Raw genomic sequence first — 20,658 nt, forward strand, 5'->3', positions numbered from 1 at the left:
GACAGCCCCACACCCCTCCCGGCACGATGGCCTGGTGGCGTTCGTCGATGATGGCGTCGCAGACGGCCTGGCCGACCAGGTGGTTGGAGATCGCCCAGCACTTCAGGCCGTACTTGTCGAGCAGGGCGCGGCGGCCGTCGAGGTACCCAGGGTCGGACAGCGCCTTGTCGACTTCGAAATGATCGCCCCAGCAGGCGAGTTCGAGGCCGTCGTAGCCGAAGTCGCGTGCCAGGCGGCAGACTTCCTCCAGGGGCAGGTCCGCCCACTGGCCGGTGAAGAGCGTGAAAGTGCGCGGCATCGAAAGGTGCCTCCTCAGACCGCGATCGGTGTGTAGACGGAGTTCTTCTCGGCGCTCTCCTCCACCGCCGCGAGTACGCGCTGCACCTGCAGCCCGTCGGCGAAGGAGGGTTCGGGGCGGCGGCCCTCGGCGATGGCGTGGACGAGGTCGCGGGCCTGGTGGACGAAGGTGTGCTCGTAGCCGAGGCCGTGTCCCGGCGGCCACCAGGCGTCCAGGTAGGGATGGTCGGGTTCGGTGACGAGGATGCGGCGGAAGCCGGCCTCGGTGCCGGGCTCGGTGCCGTCGTGGAAGGACAGCTCGTTGAGCCGCTCCAGGTCGAAGGCGAGCGAGCCGCGCTCGCCGTTGAGTTCGATGCGCAGGGCGTTCTTGCGGCCGGTGGCGTAGCGGGTGGCCTCGAAGGAGGCGAGGGCGCCGGAGGGGAAGCGGGCCGTGAACAGGGCGGCGTCGTCGACGGTGACCTGGCCGGTGCCGGCCGACGTGACGGCGGACAGTCCGCTGGTCGCCCCGGTGGGCAGGGGCCGTTCCCGTACGAAGGTCTCCGTCAGCGCGGAGACGCCCGCGAGCGGCTCCCCCACCAGGTACTGCGCGAGGTCGACGATGTGTGCGCCCAGGTCGCCTAGCGAGCCCGAACCGGCCTGCTCCCTGCGCAGCCGCCAGGTCAGCGGGAACTGCGGGTCGACCAGCCAGTCCTGGAGGTACGTCACGCGCACGTGCCGCAGCCTGCCCAGGCGGCCCTCGGCGACCATGCGGCGGGCCTGGGCGGTGGCGGGCACCCGGCGGTAGTTGAAGCCGACCATCGCCACCTGGCCGCGTGCGTGCGCCTCCTCGGCCGCCAGCACCATCGAGGTGGCTTCCTCGACGGTGTTGGCCAGCGGCTTCTCGCACAGCACGTGCTTGCCCGCGGCCAGGGCGGCCAGGGCGATCTCGGCGTGACTGTCGCCGGGGGTGCAGATGTCGACGAGGTCGACGTCGTCGCGTTCGACGAGGACCCGCCAGTCGGTCTCGGTGGCGGCCCAGCCGTGCCGGGACGCCGCCGCGCGGACGGCGGCCGCGTCCCGGCCGCAGATCACGGCCTGCACGGGGTTCAGCGGCAGGTCGAAGACGCGGCCCGCGGTGCGCCAGCCCTGGGAGTGGGCGGCGCCCATGAAGGCGTAGCCCACCATCCCCACGCGCAGGGGTGGCTTGCCCGCCTCGGTCCCCTCCGGCTGCTCCTGCGGCTGTCCCATTCGGGTGTCCTCCTCGTCCTGGTCGGGGTGGCGCACGTGGGGGGTGCGGGGTGGCTCACTTGAAGCCGGTGGACATGTACTGGTCGACGTTGGTCTTGTCGACGACGGCCGAGTAGAGCGTGAGCGACGACGGGATCTCGAACTCGGCGAGGCCGCCGATGCCCTTGCTCTGCCCGAGGGCGCGGGCGAGGTCGATCGCGGAGGCGGCCATGGTCGGCGGGTACAGCACGGTCGCCTTGAGCACGCCGTCGTCCTGCTTGATGGCCTGGAAGGCGGAGAGCGCGCCGGCGCCGCCGACCATCAGGAAGTCGTCGCGCCCTGCCTGCTCGATGGCGCGCAGGGCGCCCACGCCCTGGTCGTCGTCGTGGTTCCACAGCGCGTCGACCTTCGACTGGGCCTGGAGCAGCTGGGCCATCTTGGCCTGCCCCGACTCGACGGTGAACTCGGCGGCCTGGCGGGCGACCTTCTTGATGTTGGGGTAGTTCTTCAGGGCGTCGTCGAAGCCCTGGGTGCGCTGCTTGGTGAGCTCCAGGTTGTCCAGTCCGGCCAGTTCGATGACGCGGGCGCCGGACTTGCCCTTGAGCTTCTCGCCGATGTAGTGCCCGGCGTTGAGGCCCATGCCGTAGTTGTCGCCGCCGATCCAGCAGCGGTACGCCTGCGGGGAGTTGAAGATCCGGTCGAGGTTGACGACCGGGATGCCGGCGCGCATGGCTTTCAGGCCGACCTGGGTGAGGGCCTTGCCGTCGGCGGGCAGCACGACCAGGACGTCGACCTTCTTGTTGATGAGGGTCTCGATCTGGCCGATCTGCTGGGCGGTGTCGTTGGAACCCTCGGTGATCTCCAGGGTGACGTCGGAGTACTTCTCGGCGCGGCTCTTGGCGTTGTCGTTGATGGCGTTGAGCCAGCCGTGGTCGGCCTGGGGCCCGGCGAAGCCGATGGTGACCTGCTTGCCGGGCTTGTCGTCGGCGGCCGGCTGGTCGTTGCCGGCCGGTTCGTCCTTGGAGTCGGACGGCTCGTTGCTCGTGCACCCCGTGATGAGGGCACCGGCGGAGACCGCGGCGGCCCCGAAGAGCAGCCCTCTGCGGCTCGTGATCTCTGGCATGGCGGGGAACCCTTTCCTCAGGTCGTGCTCGCGGTACGGCGCTGGACCAGCACGGCGGCGACGATGATCGCGCCCTTGGCGATCTGCTGGACGTCGCTCTGCAGGTTGTTCAGGGCGAAGATGTTGGTGATCGTGGTGAAGATCAGGACGCCGAGCACGGAGCCGGTGATGGTGCCCCGCCCGCCGGTGAGGAGGGTGCCGCCGATGATCGCGGCGGCGATGGCGTCGAGTTCGTAGAGGTTGCCGTTGGTGTTCTGGCCGGAGCCGGCCAGGACGATCAGCAGGAAGGCGGCGATGCCGCAGCACAGCCCGGACAGCAGGTACAGGTAGAGCCGCTGGCGGCGGACGTCGATGCCGGCGAGCCGGGCGGCCTCCGGGTTGCCGCCGACGGCGACGGTGCGGCGTCCGAAGGTGGTGCGGTTGAGGACCAGCCAGCCGATGACGGTGACGACGGCGAACACCAGGACCAGCGGCGGGATGCCGAGGACGTAGGCGTCGCGCTCCCCCAGGTCGAGGACCGAGGGCACGGTGACGATCTGCGTCTTGCCGTCGGTGATCTGCAGGGCGAGGCCGCGGGCGGAGGCCAGCATGGCGAGGGTGGCGATGAACGGGACCATCGCGCCGTAGGCGATGAGCACCCCGTTGACCAGGCCGCAGCCCACTCCGACGACCATCGCCGTGAAGAGGATGCCGGCGAAGCCGTACTCCTGGGTGGCGAGGGTGGTGGCCCACACGGAGGCCAGGGCGACGATCGCGCCGACCGACAGGTCGATGCCGCCGGAGACGATGACGAAGGTCATGCCGACGGTGACAACACCGATCACCGAGGCCTGGGTGAGGACGAGTTGCAGGTTGCGGGTGTCCAGGAACTCGTCGGGCTTGGTGATGCCGCCGATGAGGATCAGCGCGGCGAGGACGCCGAGCAGGGACAGCGTGCGGACGTCGGCGCGGACCAGCACACCGCGCCAGGCGGGGGGCTGGGCCGGGGGCACCTTGCCGGTGCTGCTGCCCCGGGGCGGGGAGACGGGCTGCGTCATGACGCCGGGCTTCCTTCCATGACCAGGTCGAGTACGCGGTGTTCGTCGAGTTCGCGCGCGGATGCCGTGTGGACGACCCGGCCTTCGCGCAGCACCAGGACGCGGTCGGCGAGACCGAGCACCTCGGGCACCTCGCTGGAGACCAGCAGCACGGCGAGGCCCTCGTCGGCCAGCCGGCGGATGACCGCGTAGAGCTCGGCGCGGGCGCCGACGTCGACGCCGCGGGTGGGTTCGTCGAGCAGCAGCACCTTGCAGCCGCGCAGCAGCCAGCGGGCGAGGACGGCCTTCTGCTGGTTGCCGCCGGACAGGGTGCGCACGGGCACGGACGGGTTGTCGGGCCTCAGCGACAGCTCGCGCGTCGCGGCCCGGGCGGCGCCGAGTTCGGCGCCCCGGTCGATCCAGCCGGCGCGTGAGAAGCGGGACATGGAGGAGACCGACACGTTGCGGGTGACGGATTCCAGCATCAGGAGGGCCTGCGCCTTGCGTTCCTCGGGGGCGAGCCCGAGTCCGGCCCGGACGGCCGCCCGTACGCTGCCGGGCTTCAGGGCCTTGCCGCCGACCTGTACTTGACCGGTCGTCGGTTTGCGGGCGCCGTAGACGGTCTCCAGGATCTCGGAGCGGCCCGAGCCGACGAGTCCGGCGAGGCCGACGATCTCGCCCGGCCGGACGTCGAGGTCGAAGGCCTCGAACTCCCCCTGTCGGGACAGCCCCCGGATTTTCAGGACGGGTTCGCCGGTCGGCGTCGAGACGGGCCGGTCGGGGAAGACGTACTCGACGTTGCGGCCGGTCATCAGGGCGACGACCTCGCGGGTCGGGGTGGACTTCGCCGGGAGCCCGTTCGCGACGGCCCGGCCGTCCTTCAGGACGGTCACCCGGTCGCCGATGCGGCGGATCTCCTCCAGGCGGTGCGAGATGTAGACGACGGCGACTCCGGCGGCGGTGAGGCCGCCGACGATGCGGAAGAGGTTGTCGACCTCGTCCGGGTCGAGGGCGGCGGACGGCTCGTCCATCACGATGAGCCGTACGTCGTGGGAGAGCGCCCGGGCCATGGACACGATCTGCTGCTGCGCCGCCGGCAACTCCCCCACGAGCCGGGCCGGATCGATCTCGGGGTGCCCGAGTCGCTTGAGCAGGGCGGCCGTTGACGCCCTGGCCGCTTTACCGCGTACGACGAACCCGGCCGTGGTCGGCTCGTGTCCCAGGTGCACGTTCTCGGCCACCGACAGGTGCTCCACCAGATCGAGTTCCTGGTAGATGGTGGCGATGCCGAGGCGCATGGCGGCGATCGGCGAACGAAGTGTCACCTCCTCGCCGCGCCAGCGGATGCCGCCGGTGTCGGGCTGGTGGGCGCCGGCCAGCACCTTGATGAGGGTGGACTTGCCGGCCCCGTTCTGGCCGAGCAGGCAGTGCACCTCACCGGCCTGGACGTCGAGGTCGACGCCGTCGAGGGCCCGGACTCCGGGGAACGACTTGGTGATGCCGGACATGCTGAGCAGCGGTGGTTCTGGTGCCATGAGGTCCCCTTGGCGGGCGTGCGGGCCGGTTTCAGGGCAGGGCGGAGCGAGGCGGAGCAGGGCATTGCGCAGGGCGCGGTGCTGGTACGCCGTACTGAACTCGGTGCTTACGCGGGTGAGAAGAGGTGGTCACTGATGAGCCGGGCCGCGCCGGTGACTCCGGCGGTGGGGCCCAACTCGCCCAGGACGATGGGCAGGTTGCCGGTCGCCAGGGGCAGCGACTGGCGGTAGACCTGGGTGCGGATCGCGGCGAGCAGGGTGTGGCCGAGGCCGGTCACCCCGCCGCCGATCACCACCAGGCCCGGGTTGAAGAAGCTGACCAGGCCGGCGATGACCTGGCCGGTACGGTTGCCGCCCTCGCGGATCAGGTCGAGGGCCGTGGCGTCACCGGCGGAGGCCGCGGCGGCGACGTCGACGGCGGTGAGGCCGCCGTTCGTCTCCAGCCGCGAGGCCAGTTCGACCGAGAGGCCCTGCTGGGCGGCGTCCAGGGCGTCGCGGGCCAGGGCCGCCCCGCTGAAGTGGGCCTCCAGGCAACCCCGGTTGCCGCAGGCGCAGGGGCGGCCGTCGGGGACGGCCTGGATGTGCCCGATGTCGCCGGCGCTCCCCGTCGTACCGCGGTAGACCTCACCGCCGACCACGATGCCGCAGCCGATGCCGGTGCCGATCTTGACGCAGAGGAAGTCGGCGACGGTACGGGCGACGCCCGCGTGCTGCTCCCCCATCGCCATGAGGTTCACGTCGTTGTCGACCATGACCGGGCAGCCGAGTTCCTGGCTGAGCGCCTCCCGCACGGGGAAGCCGTCCCAGCCTGGCATGATCGGCGGTGCCACCGGAATGCCCTCGGGGAATCGGACCGGGCCCGGGACGCCGATGCCGGCGCCGTCGAACCCTTCCGCGATCCCGGAGGCCCTCAGTTTCGCGGCCATGGCGAGGACCTGCTCGAAGACCGCGACGGGGCCTTCGCGCACGTCCATGGGCTGGTTGAGGTGCCCGAGGGTCTCCAGTTCGGCGTTGGTGACGGCGACGTCGACCGAGGTCGCGCCGATGTCGACGCCGAGGAAGCGCAACCCGGGGTTGAGCCGGATGTTGTGGGAACGGCGGCCACCGCGCGAGGCGGCGAGTCCGTCGGCCACGACCAGCCCCGTCTCCAGCAGCCGTTCCACCTCCACGGCCAGCTTGGACCGCGAGAGGTCGACCTGGTCACCCAGCTGCGCACGGGAGTTGGGGCCGCCGTCGCGCAACAGCCTGAGCAGCCTGGCCTGATGGGCGTTCGCGGGTCGTGCGGTCATACGTCTCACGAGCCCCTCCCCGCCTCGATCGGCCTGTGCGCGCCGGCTTTCCGCCACCTCGGTGGCGTGCTTTCGGAGGGAACGTAGCAGCGGCTGCCGGAGGTGGGAAGAAGTCGCGCAGGAATTGCCCTCTACTTTCTCCACTCACAGGACAAAGCAGCGGTGACGGGTGCCCAGCATCGCGGAGAGGCGGGGCGGCGCTACGGGGCTAAGAGCGCGAACGGGCGTGGTACGACCGGCGCGTGTGCTCCGTGTGGTCGCGCATCAGCCGGGTCGCGCGCTGTTCGTCCCGGTCGGCGACCGCGGCGATCAGTTCGCGGTGCTCGATCCAGGACTGCCGACCGCGCTGCCTGGCCACCGGCGTGTAGTACCAGCGCACGCGCCGGTCGACCTGGGCGGCGAGTTCGGCGAGGACCGCGTTGCCGGCGAGCTCCATGATCTTGGCGTGGAAGCGGGCGTTCATGGCGACGGCCCCGTCCACGTCGTCGGCCTCGACGGCCTTCTCGCCCTCCGCGCACAGCGCTTCCAGGGCGGCGATGCCCGCGGTGTTCGCGCCCGCCGCCGCGAGCCGGGCCGCCTCGGCCTCCAGGAGCGTACGGACCGTGAGGAGCTGGTCGGCCTCCTCCTCCGTCGGCTCGTGCACGAACGCGCCCTGGGCGGGCCGCAGATCGACCCACCCCTCGGTGTTGAGGCGCTGCAGCGCCTCGCGCACGGGCTGCCGGGAGACGCCGAGATGCCCGGCGAGTTCGCTCTCGACGAGATGCTGGCCGGGCTGCAGCGCACGGGTGGTGATGAGTTCGAGCAGTGCCTCGTAGACACGATCACGCAGCGGCCCCGGGCGTTCCAGCTTGGGTACCGCCCCCTGGGGCAGGCCTGTCGACAGCATCGCGGTCCCCCTCCTCGGCAGGGCCGTGCACAGCGCGGCGCGAGCCGGTATCGCCGCAGAGTAAGTATCGATTGTCTTTCGTCTACAGTCTACGGCGCACAAGAGCCAGCGTTTCGGGGAGTTGACCGCGTCACACCGCCCCACCGCTCAGGGGCAGCGCACGACCTGCCCCGCGTACGACAGGTTCCCGCCGAAGCCGAACAGCAGCACGGGGTCGCCCGTGGCGACCGCACCCTGCTCGATGAGCTTCGAGAAGGCCAGCGGGATGCTCGCGGCCGAGGTGTTGCCGGACTCGGTGACATCGCGCGCGACGACGGCGTTGACGGCGCCGATCTTCTCCGCGAGGGGTTCGATGATGCGCAGGTTCGCCTGGTGCAGCACGACTCCGGCCAGGTCGGCCGGTTCCAGACCGGCCCGCTCGCAGGCCCGCCGCGCGATGGGCGGCAGCTGCGTGGTGGCCCAGCGGTAGACGCTCTGCCCCTCCTGGGCGAAGCGCGGCGGGGTGCCCTCGATGCGCACCGCGTTGCCCATTTCGGGCACCGAGCCCCACAGCACCGGCCCGATGGCCGGCTCACCGGCGGCCTCCACCACCGCGGCGCCCGCTCCGTCGCCGACGAGCACGCACGTGGTGCGGTCGCTCCAGTCGGCCACCTCGGACATCTTGTCGGCCCCGATGACCAGCGCCCTGCTCGCGCCCCCCGCGCGGACGGCGTGGTCGGCGGTGGCCAGGGCGTGGGTGAAGCCGGCGCACACGACGTTGAGGTCCATGGTCGCGGCCTGCGGGATGCCCAGACGGGCCGCGACCCGGGCGGCCATGTTGGGCGAGCGGTCGATGGCGGTGGAGGTGGCGACCAGCACCAGGTCGATGTCGGCCGGGCTCAGACCGGCGGCGGCGAGGGCCTTGGCGGCGGCGTGGGCGGCCAGTTCGTCGACCGGTTCGTCGGGGCCGGCGATGTGGCGCGTGCGGATGCCCACCCGGCTCCTGATCCACTCGTCACTGGTGTCCACCAGGCCCGCCAGGTCCTCGTTGGTGAGCACCTTGGCGGGCTGGTAGTGGCCGACGGCGGCGATGCGCGAGCCGTTCATTGGGTGGATCCCCCTCGTTGCCTTGGGTAGCGGACCCCCCAGTCTGATCAGTGACTCACCGGTACGGCGGCATCCAAGGCGACAGGAAACCGGCGCCGGGGTTGTCAGCTTCGGTCAGCACCTCGGACGCCCGGACACCTGTCGGACGCCGCCCCGGCACCTTGGTTTCTATCCGGTGAACAGCTGTGTGGCCTTGCGCACCAGCTCGTACAGCCCGTAGGCGAGCGGCACGCCCACCCACACCCAGGCGAAGGCGATCAGCCACCGCCGGTCCGGGCTAGGCGGACTCTGACTGTGCTCGCCGGACATGGGCGGCCTCCCTCGGGGCGGGATCGTGGTGGCGGGGGTCGACGGGCCGGATCAGTTCGTTGGCGACGAAGCCGACGACGAGCAGCCCGATCATGATGACGAAGGACAGTCCGTACAGGGACGCACCGTGCCGGCCCGCCTCCTCCTGCCGGTCGGCGATCCAGTTCACGATCAGCGGGCCGAGCACTCCGGCCGTGGACCAGGCGGTGAGCAGCCGCCCGTGGATGGCACCGACCTGGTACGTACCGAACAAATCCTTCAGATACGCCGGAACCGTGGCGAAACCCCCGCCGTAGAAGGAGAGGATGACCAGCGCGCACAGGACGAACAGCGGCTTGGAGGAGTCGCCGAACAGGGCGATGAGCGCGTACATCAGGGCGCCGACGCCCAGGTAGACGCGGTAGATGTTCTTGCGGCCGATGAGGTCGGACGTCGAGGACCAGCCGATGCGGCCCGCCATGTTCGCCGCGGACAGCAGCGCGACGAAGCCGGCGGCGGCGGTCACCGAGACCGGTGTGGAGGTGTCCGAGAAGAAGTCCGTGATCATCGGCGCGGCCTTCTCCAGGATGCCGATGCCGGCGGTGACGTTCATGCAGAGCACGATCCACAGGCACCAGAACTGCGGGGTGCGGATGGCCTGGTTCGCGGAGACCTGCGGGCCGGCGAGGACGCCCGGCCCGCTGTCCGCCGGCCTCTCCGTGCGCGGCACCCGCACCAGCAGCACGCCGAGCAGCATGAAGACCGCGTACGTCAGCCCGTGCACCAGGAAGGCCAGCGCGATCCCGGAGCTGTCGCCGCCGAACGACTCCAGCATCTGGGCCGACCACGGCGAGGCGATGAGCGCGCCGCCACCGAAGCCCATGATGGCGATGCCGGTGGCCATGCCGGGCCGGTCCGGGAACCACTTGATCAGTGTGGAGACGGGCGAGATGTAGCCGATGCCGAGACCGATACCGCCGACGAAGCCGTAGCCGAACACGATCAGCCAGTACTGCTCCAGGGACGCGCCCAGCGCGGAGAGCAGGAAGCCGGAGGAGAAGCAGACCAGGGCGACGGTCATCGCCCAGCGCGGACCCTTGCGCTCCACGAGAGTGCCGCCGAACGCGGCGGACAGGCCCAGCATGACGATGCCCAGCTGGAAGGGCAGCGCGCTCTGCGTGCCGCTGAGACCGAGCGCGGACTCCAGGGGCGGTTTGAACACGCTCCAGGCGTAAGCCTGGCCGATGGAGAGATGGACGGAGAGAGCGGCGGGCGGAACGAGCCAGCGGCTCCAGCCCGGGGGCGCGACTGGGGGACTCATGAACCCCGGACGGTAGGGATCCGCACGTGAGTTGAGAAGGCGGCGCGTCGACCGTATGCGGTGAGCGGTATCCGGCATGCGCCGAACGGTCGGCACGGGGGCCGGTATCCGGTATGCACCGAACGGCCGACACGGGGACCGGCATCCGCCATGCGCCGAACGGTCGGCATGCGGAACCGATATCCGGCACGCGCCGAACGGTCGGCGCACGAACCCTTGCCGCCCCAACCTCCATACTGTAGACAATATTTCGTCGACACAAGCCGTCCGCGAGCCATACGCGACCCGTCAGGCGGCCGGACGGCAGCCACCTCCGCGGTATCCCTCAAACCGAACGGAGTGTTCCCGTGAAAGTCGCAGTTCTCGGCGCCGGTGCCATCGGCGCCTACGTCGGCGCCGCGCTCCACCGCGCGGGCGCCGATGTGCATCTCATCGCCCGTGGACCGCATCTGGCGGCCATGAGGCGGCACGGAGTCCGGGTGCTCAGCCCGCGCGGCGACTTCACCGCGCACCCCCACGCGACCGACGACCCGGCCGAAGTCGGCCCGGCCGACTACGTCTTCCTCGGCCTGAAGGCCAACGCGTACGCGGCGTGCGGGCCGCTGATCGCGCCGCTGCTGGGCGAGACGACGGCTGTCGTGGCCGCCCAGAACGGCATCCCCTGGTGGTACTTCCACCGGCACGGCGGCCCCTACGACGGCCATCGCGTCGAGAGCGTGGACCCGGACGGCGCGGTCAGTGCGGTGCTCGCGCCCGAACGGGCCGTCGGATGTGTCGTCTACGCGGCGACCGAACTCGAAGGGCCGGGCGTCATCCGGCATTTGGAGGGCACGCGGTTCTCGATCGGCGAGCCCGACCGTAGCGTGTCCGCGCGGTGCGTGGCGTTCAGCGAGGCCATGCGGGCGGGCGGGCTGAAGTGCCCGGTCGAACCGGAGCTGCGGGGCGACATCTGGCTCAAGCTGCTCGGCAACATCTCCTTCAACCCGATCAGCGCGCTGGCCCGCGCGACCATGCGGCAGATGTGCCTGCACGGCGGCACCCGCAAGGTCATCGAGATCATGATGGCCGAGACGCTCGCGGTCGCGAACGCCCTCGGCTGCGAGGTCGGCGTCTCCATCGAGCGCCGGCTCGCGGGCGCCGAGCGGGTCGGCGACCACCGGACCTCCACGCTCCAGGACCTGGAGCGCGGCAAACCGCTCGAACTCGACGTACTCCTCGCGGCGGTCGTCGAGTTGGCGGACATCACCGGCGTGGAGGTGCCCACCCTGCGCACCGTGCACGCCATCTCGGACCTGCTCGCGCTGAGGAGCGCCGCATGAGCAAACGCGACCGAAGCCCGAAGACCTACACCCGGCTCACCCACCCCCTGGTCAGGGACTCGCGCGACGAACCCTTCCGCCGGGCCACCTGGGAGGAGGCCCTGGACCGGGCCGCCCGGGGTCTGGCACGCAACCGGGACGCGTTCGGCCTGTTCTCCTGCGCCCGGGCGACCAACGAGATGAACTACGTGGCCCAGAAGTTCGCCCGGGTCGTCATGGGCACCAACAACGTCGACTCCTGCAACCGCACCTGCCATGCCCCGAGCGTGGCGGGCCTGTCGGCGGCGTTCGGCTCGGGTGGCGGCACGTCGTCGTACGAGGAGATCGAGCACACCGACGTCATCGTGATGTGGGGCTCCAACGCCCGCTTCGCGCACCCGATCTTCTTCCAGCACGTGCTGAAGGGCATCAGGAACGGCGCCCGGATGTACGCGGTCGACCCGCGCCGCACCTCGACCGCCGAGTGGGCGGAGAGCTGGATGGGGCTGAACGTCGGTACGGACATCCCGATGGCCCACGCGATCGGCCGCGAGATCATCCACGCGGGGCTCGCGAACGAGGCGTTCATCGAGCGGGCGACCAGCGGTTTCGAGGAGTACAAGAACCTGGTCGAGCCGTGGACGCCGTCCCTCGCCGAGAAGGTGACGGGCGTGCCGGCGGCGGCGATCCGCGAGCTGGCGCACGCCTACGCCCGTGCCGAACGGGCCCAGTTGTGCTGGACCCTCGGCATCACCGAGCACCACAACGGCACCGACAACGTCCGCGCCCTGATCAACCTGTCCCTGCTCACCGGGCACGTGGGCCGCTACGGCTCGGGTCTGCAGCCCCTGCGCGGGCAGAACAACGTGCAGGGCGGCGGCGACATGGGCGCGATCCCCAACCGTCTGCCCGGCTTCCAGGACATCCTCGACCCGGACGTCCGGGTGAAGTTCGAGTCGGCCTGGGACACCGTCATCCAGCCGCACTACGGCCTGAACCTCACGGAGATGTTCGAGGCCATGGAGGACGGCAGCCTCGAGGCCGTCTACTGCATCGGCGAGAACCCGGCCCAGTCCGAGGCCGACAGCGAGCGGGCCGTGCGACGGCTGAAGGCGCTGGACTTCCTGGTCGTGCAGGACATCTTCCTGACGAAGACGGCCGAGCTGGCGGACGTCGTCCTGCCGGCCACCGCCGGCTGGGCGGAGACCGACGGCACCACCACCAACAGCGAGCGGCGCGTGCAGCGTGTCCGCAAGGCCGTCACCCCGCCCGGCGAGGCCCGCGAGGACATCGACATCATCTGCGACCTCGCCGCCCGCCTCGGCCACGACTGGAAGTACGCCGACGCGGAGACCGTGTGGAACGAGCTGAGGGCAGTCTCGCCCGACCACTACGGCATGACGTACGAGCGCCTGGACGAGCACCAGGGCATCCAGTGGCCCTGCCCGAACACGGACGCCGTCGAACCCACCTATCTGCACGGCCGGTTGTGGGAGACCGACCCCTCCCGGCGCGGCCCGCTCGCGCCCTTCGGCCTCGTGCAGCACGACCCGCCCGTGGACCTCACCGACGACCGGTACCCGATCCGGCTCACCACCGGGCGACGGCTCGACTCGTACAACACCGGTGTGCAGAGCGGCGGTTACGCCTCGCCGCTGCGGCGCGGCGAGTTCATCGAGCTGAGCCCGGAGGACGCCGAGCGCTACGGGGTCGTGGTCGGCGAGCACATCCGGGTGACCTCGCGGCGCGGGTCCGTGACCGCCCCCGTGTGGGTGGACACCGCACTGCGGCCCGGGCTCGCCTTCATGACCATGCACTTCCCGGACGAGGTGGACACCAACGCCCTGACGATCGAGGCGAACTGCCCGATCGCCGGGACGGCGGAGTTCAAGGCGTCGGCGATCCGGATCGAGAAACTGCCCGTCGCGACCATCGTGGGGTGACGCACTGTGGACCTGCACTTCGGCGACAGCAAACCGACGGACGACGAACGGGCGGCCGTCGACGCCCTGCTCGGCCCTCCGGAATCCTCGTGGGAGGGCGCCGACCGCTCCGACTCGGACCTGAGGTGGGCCCGCGGCGGACGCGAGGCCCGGGACCGCCGCCACCTGCTGCTGCCGGGGCTGCACGCGATCAACGACCGGATCGGCTGGATCAGCGACGGCGCCCTCGACTACCTGTGCCGGCGGCTCACGGTGCCGCCGGCGGAGGCGTACGGGGTCGCCACCTTCTACGCCATGTTCTCCGTGAAGCCACGTCCGGCGACCGTGCTCCACGTCTGCACCGACCTGGCGTGCGCGGCGGCCGGGGCGCCGCAGCTGTGGGCGGGGATCGAGGCGCGGCTGGGCCTCGGCAGCGGGGTCGCGGTCGAGCGCAGCCCCTGCCTGGGTCTGTGCGAACGCGCCCCGGCCGCACTCGCGATCAAGGCCGGGGACCCGGTCCGTACGGCCGTCTCGGCCCCGACGACCGTCGAACAAGCCGTGCTCGCCGCGAGCGCCCCCGACTCCGCGCCGGAGGAGCCCCCGGCCGCGCTCGCGGTGCCCCAGGCCGGACAGGACGGCCTGATGCTGCTGCACCGCGTCGGCGTGGTCGACCCGTCGTCCCTGGACGACTACCGCGCCCACGGCGGCTACACCGCCCTGCGCCGGGCCTTCGAGCTGGGCCCCGCCGGGGTGATCCGCGAGGTCACCGACTCGGGCCTGGTCGGGCGGGGCGGCGCGGCCTTCCCCACCGGCCGCAAGTGGCAGGCCACGGCGTCCCAGCCCGATCATCCGCACTACCTCGTCTGCAACGCCGACGAGTCCGAGCCGGGCACCTTCAAAGACCGGGTACTCATGGAGGGGGACCCGTACGCGCTGGTCGAAGCCATGACGATCGCCGGGTACGCGACGGGCGCCCACAAGGGCCACCTCTACCTGCGCGGCGAATACCCGCGCGCCCTGCACCTCCTTGAGCACGCGATCGGCCAGGCCCGTGCGCGCGGTCTGCTCGGCGACGACGTGCTCGGGCAGGGCTACGCCTTCGACATCGAGATCCGGCGCGGCGCGGGCGCCTACATCTGCGGTGAGGAGACGGCCCTGTTCAACTCCATCGAGGGCTACCGGGGCGAGCCCCGCTCGAAGCCGCCGTTCCCCGTGGAGAAGGGCCTGTTCGGCAAGCCGACGGTGGAGAACAACGTGGAGACGCTGGTCAACGTCCTGCCGGTCCTGACCATGGGCGCCCCGGCGTACGCGGCGATCGGCACCGGGCGCTCCACCGGCCCGAAGCTGTTCTGCGTGTCCGGGAGCGTGGAGCGGCCCGGTGTCTACGAGGTGCCGTTCGGCGCGACGCTGGGCGACGTGCTCACCCTGGCCGGGGTGCGTGCCGGGCTGCGGGCGGTGCTGCTCGGCGGGGCGGCCGGCGGTTTCGTCCGGGCCGACGAGCTGGACATCCCGCTCACCTTCGAGGGCACGCGCGAGGCAGGCACGACCCTGGGCTCCGGAGTCGTGATGGCCTTCGACGACAGCGTGCCCCTCCCCCGGCTGTTGCTGCGCATCGCGGAGTTCTTCCGCGACGAGTCGTGCGGCCAGTGCGTACCGTGCCGGGTCGGGACGGTGCGGCAGGAGGAGGCGCTGCACCGGATCGTGGAGCGCACGGGCGCCGACGCCGCCGGGGACATCGCGCTGCTGAGGGAGGTCGGCCGCGCGATGCGGGACGCCTCGATCTGCGGTCTCGGGCAGACCGCGTGGAACGCCGTGGAATCCGCCATCGACCGTCTGGGGGCGTACGAATGACCGTCACACCGCTGGGGATCCCGCGCCGCATGCTGGAGTTCACGATCGACGGCGAGGAGGCCCGGGTCCCCGAGGGCTCGACCGTACTGGACGCCTGCCGGGCGGCCGGGAAGGACGTTCCTACCCTGTGCGAGGGCGACACGCTGCGCCCGAAGAACGCGTGCCGGGTCTGTGTCGTCGAGGTCGAGGGGGCCAGGACGCTCGTCCCGGCCTGCTCGCGCAAGGCGGAGCCGGGCATGGAGGTCCGCACGGACACCGAGCGCGCCCGGCACAGCCGCAAGGTCGTCCTGGAACTGCTCGCGTCCTCGGTCGACCTGTCGACGACGCCGAAGGTCGCCGGGTGGCTCAAGGAGTACGAGGCGAAGCCGGACCGCTTCGGCCCGGACGCGGCCCGGCTCGACGAGGAGCCGAGGATCGACAACGACCTGTACGTGCGCGACTACGACAAGTGCATCCTCTGCTACAAGTGCGTCGACGCCTGCGGCGACCAGTGGCAGAACACCTTCGCGATCTCGGTCGCGGGGCGCGGCTTCGACGCCCGGATCGCCGTGGAGCACGACGCCCCGCTCACCGACTCGGCGTGCGTGTACTGCGGCAACTGCATCGAGGTGTGCCCGACGGGCGCGCTGTCGTTCAAGTCCGAGTTCGACATGCGGGCGGCGGGCACGTGGGACGAGTCCGCCCAGACGGAGACGACCACGGTGTGCGCGTATTGCGGAGTGGGCTGCAACCTGACGCTGCACGTGCAGGACAATGAGATCGTGAAGGTCACGTCACCGCACGACAATCCGGTGACCCACGGCAACCTCTGCATCAAGGGCCGCTTCGGCTACCAGCACGTACAGAACCGGGGCTGATCAGGACATGGGACGAGTCACGGAACGACGCAAGGTGCTCCGCATCCGCGACGGGGTGGTCTCCAGCCGCCCGGACACCCTCGTCGCCGAGGAACCTCTGGAGATCCGGCTCAACGGCAAGCCGCTGGCGATCACCATGCGCACCCCGGGTGACGACTTCGCCCTGGCGGCGGGCTTCCTGGTGAGCGAGGGGGTGCTGGGCGGGCAGCGGGACCTGCGGAACATCGTCTACTGCGCCGGGGCCACGGTCGACGGCTCCAACACTTACAACGTGGTCGACGTGCAGACGGCCCCCGGGCTGGTGATCCCCGACATCACCCTGGAGCGCAACGTCTACACGACGTCGTCCTGCGGGCTGTGCGGCAAGGCGTCGCTGGACGCCGTGCGCACCACGGCCCGCTGGCCCATCGCCGACACTCCCCCGGTCCGGGTCGCTCCCGAGCTGCTCGCGAGCCTGCCCGACCGGCTGCGCGCGGCCCAGCGGGTCTTCGACCGGACCGGCGGCCTGCACGCGGCGGCCCTCTTCACGGAGGAGGGCGAGCTGCTGGACGTCCGGGAGGACGTGGGCCGGCACAACGCGGTCGACAAGCTGGTCGGGCGCGCCCTGCAGAACGGGGAGCTGCCGCTGTCCCGGGCGATTCTGCTCGTCTCGGGCCGGGCCTCCTTCGAGCTGGCGCAGAAGGCCGTGATGGCCGGCATCCCGGTCCTGGCGGCCGTGTCGGCACCGTCCTCGCTGGCGGTGGACCTGGCCGCCGAGACGGGCCTGACGCTGGTGGGCTTCCTGCGGGGCAGCTCCATGAACGTGTACGCGGGTGAGGACCGGGTCGCTCTGCGGGCCGCGGCCGCCCAGGGCTGAACAGGTTCCCCCGCGACACGGCGGCGGGGCCCCGACCGGCGGGGAGCGCCCCCTGCGCCGCAGGGGCCCCGCCTCGGCCCGGCCCCTCGCCGCAGCGATCAGTCACCCGTGCGGGACATGCGCCGCAGCATGCCCGTGAACTGCTCGCGTTCGCCTCCGAAGGCGCACAGGGGGATCGAGGGGCCGGTCCAACCCGGGCAAGGTCGCCCTGCCCCCTGACGGAACCGGCCGCCGGCGCCTCGGGAGCGGCTTCGCGGGGCCCGGTGCTGTGGCCGCCCATGGACCAGGTGAACGGCAGCCACTAACGTCACACGGCGTGCCCGACGACTCAGGAGCATTACGAGCTCGACAGCGCACGGGAACCGGGATCGGCCTGCTGCTGGTCCTGGTTCTCGGCGCCGCACTGCTCATCGCCCTGCCCGGCGACGACGGTCCGGACGACGACGGAGGCTGCCGCGCGCTCACGGTCGGCTCCTGGAAGGCGGACGACGGCCTCACCGCCGAATTCGCGCGCTACGGCGACGACGCGGGCCGCACGGACGACTGGACCGGCGGCGACGGCACCCACTCCGTGCGGCTGCCCGACGGCCGGGTGCTGTGGCTGTTCTCGGACACCTACCTGGGCCGGGTCCACGGTCCGCCCAACCCGCACGGCGAGTCCTACGCCTGGCGGGACGCCACCACACCGCTGGTGCGCAACTCCGCCGTGCTGATGCGCGACGGCCGCCTCGAATCCACCCTGCCCGCCCCGCTGTTCGCCGACCCGGCGCCGAACCAGTGGCGCTGGCCGGTCGCCGCCCGCGTCGAACCCCGCTCGCCGGGCTCTTCGGAGCAGGTCGTCCGGGTGCTGCTGTGGGTGCGGACGGCAGGACAGTCCCCCTGGATCTACGGTGTGCCCTCCGCGACCGAGGTCGCCACCCTGTCGCTGCCCGGGCTGCGCCTGGAGTCGATCGTCGAGGTGCTCGACCAGCGGCCGGTCGCCGACCCGTCCCGGCGTGTGCTGTTCGGCACGACGCTGGTCGAGGAGGGCGGCTGGACCTATGTGTTCGGCGGCGACGACCGGCGGCCCGCCTCCCGCCCCGTCTCGCACGCGTACGCGGCGCGGGTCCCGGAGGGCGGGCTGGCGGACCCGTCGGCGTGGCAGTACTGGAGCGGCTCGGCGTGGGTGCCCCGCGCCCGGCCCCGGCCGGTGCTCGGGGACGAGCGGCGCAAGGGCGTGGGCAGCGCGTTCTCGGTCGTCCGGGACGGCGGCACGTACGTGCTGTTCACGATGGCCGCGGGCCCGAAGGGACTGACCACCGTGGCGTCCTATTGGGCCTGCTCTCCCGCCGGGCCGTGGCACGGTCCGGCGAAGGAGTTCAGCCCGCCGCTGCCGCAGGGGCAGGTGGCCGCCTACAACCCGCAGGCGCACCCGGTGCTGAGCGGTGCGGGACGGCTCGTCCTGAGCTACGACGTCAACTGGCTGGAGACGACGGGCGCGGCCGCCCAGCTCAGCCGGAACGTGTCCCTGTACCGGCCGCGGTTCGTGTCGCTGCGGCTGGCTGCGGCGCGCTGACCTCCGCCGCCGCTTCCCGCGCGCGCCGCTTGGCGATCACCGCGCACACGATCAGCTGCATCTGGTGGAAGAGCATCAGCGGCAGCACGGCGAGGGCCGCCTGCGCGCCGAACAGGACGCTCGCCATGGGCAGTCCGGCGGCCAGGGACTTCTTCGAGCCGGCGAACTGGATGGCGATCCGGTCCGCCCGGCCGAAGCGCAGCGCCTTGCCGCCGTACCAGGTCAGCAGCAGCATCACGGCGAGGATGACCGCCTCGACGGCGACCAGGCCGCCCAGCCGCGCGGGGCTGACCTGGTGCCAGATGCCCTGGACCACGCCCGCGCTGAACGCGGTGTAGACGACGAGCAGGATCGAGCCGCGGTCCACCAGGGCGAGGACCCGCTTGTGACGGGTGACGAAGCCGCCCTCCCGTCGCCCACCACCGTCCTGCGCGACGCGCCTCGCGCGGCCCCTCCTGACTCCGCAGCGCCGCAGCAGCTGCCCCGCTAGGAAGGGGACCAGCAGTTGCAGCACGATCTTCAGCAGCGAGTCGGCGGAGAAGCCGCCGCCGCTGCCGCCGAGCAGCGAGGCGGCCAGCAGGGGGGTGGCGACGATGCCGACCAGGGAGGAGAAGGAGCCCGCGCAGATCGCGGCGGGCACGTTGCCGCGGGCCATCGAGGTGAAGGCGATCGACGACTGGACGGTCGACGGGACCAGTGTGAGGAAGAGCAGGCCCTGGTAGAGCGGGTGCGTGAGGATCACCGGCACCAGCCCGCGGGCCGCGAGCCCGAGCAGCGGGAAGACGAGGAAGGTGCAGGCCAGGACCGTGACGTGGAGCCGCCAGTGCCGCAGGCCGTCGAGTGCCTCACGCGTGGAGAGCCTGGCGCCGTAGAGGAAGAAGAGGAGGGCGACCGCGGCCGTGGAGGCACCCGAGGCGACCTCGGCGGCCGGTCCGCGCGCCGGGAACAGCGCGGCGAGGCCCACCGTCCCGAGGAGGAGCAGGATGTAGGGGTCGATCGGCATCCAGCTCGGCCACTGCAGGCGTTTCACGGTGCTCCACTTGCTTGGTACTTCGGTCGGTCCCAGGGCCGCGGCGGCCCCCTCCCATCGTGCTCCCCGACTCGGCGATCGGGAATCCGGTATACGACTCTCACTGTCATCACGTTCCGCGATAACCTGGGTCCCATGTACGACCCGTCCCATCTGCGCACGTTCCTCTCGGTGGCGCAGACGCTGAGCTTCACGCAGGCCGCGCGGCGGCTCGGGCTGCGGCAGTCGACGGTCAGCCAGCACGTGCGACGGCTGGAAGACGCCGCCGGGCGGACGCTGTTCACCCGGGACACGCACTCGGTCGAGCTGACGGAGGACGGCGAGGCCATGCTCGGCTTCGCGCGCCGGATCCTGGAGGTGCACGAGCAGGCGGCGGCCTTCTTCGCGGGCACCCGGCTGCGGGGCCGGCTGCGCTTCGGCGCCTCGGAGGACTTCGTGCTGACCCGGCTGCCGGAGATCCTGGAGGGCTTCCGGCACGAGCACCCGGAAGTCGACCTGGAGCTGACGGTCGAGCTGTCGGGCACACTGCACGAGCAGCTGGCCGCCGGGAAGCTGGACCTCGTCCTTGCCAAGCGGCGGCCCGAGGACCCGCGGGGCGAGCTGGTCCGGCACGACCGGCTGGTGTGGATCGGCGCGGAACGCCTCCGGCTGGACCCGGACCGCCCGGTGCCGCTCATCGTCTACCCACCGCCGGGCATCACCCGCGCGCTCGCCCTGGAGGCCCTGGAGCGGCAGGGCCGCCCGTGGCGGGTGGTGTGCACCAGCGGCAGCCTCAACGGCCTCGTCGCGGCGGCCCGGGCGGGCCTCGGCGTGATGGCCCACTCCCGCGGTCTCATCCCGCCGGGGCTGGTCCGGGTCCCGGACCGGGCGGGGCTGCCGGAACTGGGGCAGGTCGACTTCGTGCTCGTCCACGGCCGCCGCCGGCCCTCCGCCCAGGGCGCGGCGGACGCCCTGGCGGCGGCGATCCTGGCGGGCGGGGACCGGCTGCACCGCAGCGAGCGCAAGGGGCTGTGACGAAACGGGCCGCGACGAATCGGAGTGACACAATCCGCCGCTGTCCCGCTGACAGAGGAGAGCCCGCTCCGCGGCCCGTCGCACCGCGGCCGGACACGTACAGATTCGGTGGAGATTACGGCACCGAAACTTACTCAACCGTCAGGATTGTGTCCGACCCTTCCCCATGTGAGCGCTTTTTCCCTCGCTGACCAGCGCGGACCGGAGCGATCCCCACCTTCGCACCCC

Annotated in this window: 17 protein-coding genes and 1 pseudogene; 7 read left to right on the top strand and 11 right to left on the bottom strand. The window is 71.7% G+C overall.

What is annotated here, in order from left to right; genetic code table 11:
- From C1J00_RS17385 to C1J00_RS17425, 10 genes and pseudogenes are all read right to left on the bottom strand, one after another.
- Nucleotides 1–298, bottom strand: a pseudogene (locus C1J00_RS17385) (TIM barrel protein); the annotation flags it as partial.
- Nucleotides 299–312: 14 nt separating this feature from the next.
- Nucleotides 313–1,524: a Gfo/Idh/MocA family protein gene (locus C1J00_RS17390; RefSeq protein WP_102909992.1), complete on the bottom strand. Its 1,212-nt coding sequence runs from the start codon at nt 1,522–1,524 to the stop codon at nt 313–315.
- Between the two features lie 55 nt (nt 1,525–1,579).
- Nucleotides 1,580–2,626 carry a substrate-binding domain-containing protein gene (locus C1J00_RS17395; protein WP_102909993.1) on the bottom strand — a complete coding sequence of 349 codons (1,047 nt, stop codon included), beginning with the start codon at nt 2,624–2,626 and terminating at the stop codon, nt 1,580–1,582.
- 17 nt (nt 2,627–2,643) lie between these two features.
- Nucleotides 2,644–3,663: an ABC transporter permease gene (locus C1J00_RS17400; RefSeq protein WP_102909994.1), complete on the bottom strand. Its 1,020-nt coding sequence runs from the start codon at nt 3,661–3,663 to the stop codon at nt 2,644–2,646.
- The gene (locus tag C1J00_RS17405; RefSeq protein WP_102909995.1) at nt 3,660–5,177 is read right to left on the bottom strand and encodes a sugar ABC transporter ATP-binding protein; all 1,518 of its coding nucleotides are present in this window, start codon (nt 5,175–5,177) and stop codon (nt 3,660–3,662) included. Before C1J00_RS17405 ends, C1J00_RS17400 begins: the two co-directional genes overlap by 4 nt.
- 107 nt (nt 5,178–5,284) lie before the next feature.
- Entirely contained in the window at nt 5,285–6,466 is a 1,182-nt protein-coding gene (locus C1J00_RS17410) for an ROK family transcriptional regulator (protein ID WP_102909996.1), read from the bottom strand.
- A gap of 208 nt (nt 6,467–6,674) precedes the next feature.
- On the bottom strand, nt 6,675–7,352 hold the full coding sequence (locus C1J00_RS17415; protein WP_102909997.1) for a GntR family transcriptional regulator: 678 nt from the start codon (nt 7,350–7,352) through the stop codon (nt 6,675–6,677).
- Nucleotides 7,353–7,499: 147 nt separating this feature from the next.
- Nucleotides 7,500–8,438, bottom strand: a complete 939-nt coding sequence (locus tag C1J00_RS17420) for a beta-ketoacyl-ACP synthase III (RefSeq protein WP_102909998.1) — start codon at nt 8,436–8,438, stop codon at nt 7,500–7,502.
- A 168-nt stretch (nt 8,439–8,606) separates the two neighbouring features.
- Nucleotides 8,607–8,747 (bottom strand): MFS transporter small subunit, encoded by a 141-nt coding sequence (locus tag C1J00_RS45300; RefSeq protein WP_180989579.1) that lies wholly within the window; start codon nt 8,745–8,747, stop codon nt 8,607–8,609.
- The gene (locus C1J00_RS17425; RefSeq protein WP_102909999.1) at nt 8,716–10,047 is read right to left on the bottom strand and encodes an OFA family MFS transporter; all 1,332 of its coding nucleotides are present in this window, start codon (nt 10,045–10,047) and stop codon (nt 8,716–8,718) included. The genes C1J00_RS45300 and C1J00_RS17425 overlap by 32 nt, the downstream gene beginning before the upstream one ends.
- A gap of 347 nt (nt 10,048–10,394) precedes the next feature.
- Here C1J00_RS17425 and C1J00_RS17430 point away from each other — a divergent pair, with 347 nt between their 5' ends.
- From C1J00_RS17430 to C1J00_RS17455, 6 genes are all read left to right on the top strand, one after another.
- Nucleotides 10,395–11,366: a 2-dehydropantoate 2-reductase gene (locus tag C1J00_RS17430; protein WP_102910000.1), complete on the top strand. Its 972-nt coding sequence runs from the start codon at nt 10,395–10,397 to the stop codon at nt 11,364–11,366.
- Nucleotides 11,363–13,288, top strand: coding sequence for a molybdopterin oxidoreductase family protein (locus C1J00_RS17435; protein ID WP_102910001.1), 1,926 nt, complete (start codon nt 11,363–11,365; stop codon nt 13,286–13,288). Before C1J00_RS17430 ends, C1J00_RS17435 begins: the two co-directional genes overlap by 4 nt.
- Before the next feature lie 6 nt (nt 13,289–13,294).
- Complete coding sequence (locus C1J00_RS17440; RefSeq protein ID WP_102910002.1) at nt 13,295–15,118, top strand: NAD(P)H-dependent oxidoreductase subunit E; 1,824 nt, start codon at nt 13,295–13,297, stop codon at nt 15,116–15,118.
- The gene (locus tag C1J00_RS17445) at nt 15,115–15,975 is read left to right on the top strand and encodes a 2Fe-2S iron-sulfur cluster-binding protein (protein WP_102910003.1); all 861 of its coding nucleotides are present in this window, start codon (nt 15,115–15,117) and stop codon (nt 15,973–15,975) included. The genes C1J00_RS17440 and C1J00_RS17445 overlap by 4 nt, the downstream gene beginning before the upstream one ends.
- A gap of 7 nt (nt 15,976–15,982) precedes the next feature.
- Nucleotides 15,983–16,831: a formate dehydrogenase accessory sulfurtransferase FdhD gene (gene fdhD, locus C1J00_RS17450; RefSeq protein WP_102910004.1), complete on the top strand. Its 849-nt coding sequence runs from the start codon at nt 15,983–15,985 to the stop codon at nt 16,829–16,831.
- A 316-nt stretch (nt 16,832–17,147) separates the two neighbouring features.
- Nucleotides 17,148–18,386, top strand: coding sequence for a DUF5005 domain-containing protein (locus C1J00_RS17455; protein WP_102910005.1), 1,239 nt, complete (start codon nt 17,148–17,150; stop codon nt 18,384–18,386).
- Here C1J00_RS17455 and C1J00_RS17460 read toward each other — a convergent pair.
- Entirely contained in the window at nt 18,322–19,389 is a 1,068-nt protein-coding gene (locus C1J00_RS17460; protein WP_180989580.1) for a bile acid:sodium symporter family protein, read from the bottom strand. The genes C1J00_RS17455 and C1J00_RS17460 overlap by 65 nt on opposite strands.
- Nucleotides 19,390–19,551: 162 nt before the next feature.
- Between C1J00_RS17460 and C1J00_RS17465 the strand changes: the two genes are divergently transcribed.
- The gene (locus tag C1J00_RS17465) at nt 19,552–20,430 is read left to right on the top strand and encodes a LysR substrate-binding domain-containing protein (RefSeq protein WP_102910007.1); all 879 of its coding nucleotides are present in this window, start codon (nt 19,552–19,554) and stop codon (nt 20,428–20,430) included.
- Nucleotides 20,431–20,658 lie beyond the last annotated feature (228 nt).

The sequence above is a fragment of the Streptomyces cahuitamycinicus genome, assembly GCF_002891435.1.
GTDB lineage: Bacteria > Actinomycetota > Actinomycetes > Streptomycetales > Streptomycetaceae > Streptomyces > Streptomyces cahuitamycinicus.

Coding starts and splice junctions, on each gene's coding strand:
- C1J00_RS17390 (WP_102909992.1), bottom strand. CDS start 1,524: ATGGGACAGCCGCAGGAGCAGCCGGAGGGGACCGAGGCGGGCAAGCCA.
- C1J00_RS17395 (WP_102909993.1), bottom strand. CDS start 2,626: ATGCCAGAGATCACGAGCCGCAGAGGGCTGCTCTTCGGGGCCGCCGCG.
- C1J00_RS17400 (WP_102909994.1), bottom strand. CDS start 3,663: ATGACGCAGCCCGTCTCCCCGCCCCGGGGCAGCAGCACCGGCAAGGTG.
- C1J00_RS17405 (WP_102909995.1), bottom strand. CDS start 5,177: ATGGCACCAGAACCACCGCTGCTCAGCATGTCCGGCATCACCAAGTCG.
- C1J00_RS17410 (WP_102909996.1), bottom strand. CDS start 6,466: ATGACCGCACGACCCGCGAACGCCCATCAGGCCAGGCTGCTCAGGCTG.
- C1J00_RS17415 (WP_102909997.1), bottom strand. CDS start 7,352: ATGCTGTCGACAGGCCTGCCCCAGGGGGCGGTACCCAAGCTGGAACGC.
- C1J00_RS17420 (WP_102909998.1), bottom strand. CDS start 8,438: ATGAACGGCTCGCGCATCGCCGCCGTCGGCCACTACCAGCCCGCCAAG.
- C1J00_RS45300 (WP_180989579.1), bottom strand. CDS start 8,747: ATGTCCGGCGAGCACAGTCAGAGTCCGCCTAGCCCGGACCGGCGGTGG.
- C1J00_RS17425 (WP_102909999.1), bottom strand. CDS start 10,047: ATGAGTCCCCCAGTCGCGCCCCCGGGCTGGAGCCGCTGGCTCGTTCCG.
- C1J00_RS17435 (WP_102910001.1), top strand. CDS start 11,363: ATGAGCAAACGCGACCGAAGCCCGAAGACCTACACCCGGCTCACCCAC.
- C1J00_RS17445 (WP_102910003.1), top strand. CDS start 15,115: ATGACCGTCACACCGCTGGGGATCCCGCGCCGCATGCTGGAGTTCACG.
- fdhD (WP_102910004.1), top strand. CDS start 15,983: ATGGGACGAGTCACGGAACGACGCAAGGTGCTCCGCATCCGCGACGGG.
- C1J00_RS17460 (WP_180989580.1), bottom strand. CDS start 19,389: ATGCCGATCGACCCCTACATCCTGCTCCTCCTCGGGACGGTGGGCCTC.
- C1J00_RS17465 (WP_102910007.1), top strand. CDS start 19,552: ATGTACGACCCGTCCCATCTGCGCACGTTCCTCTCGGTGGCGCAGACG.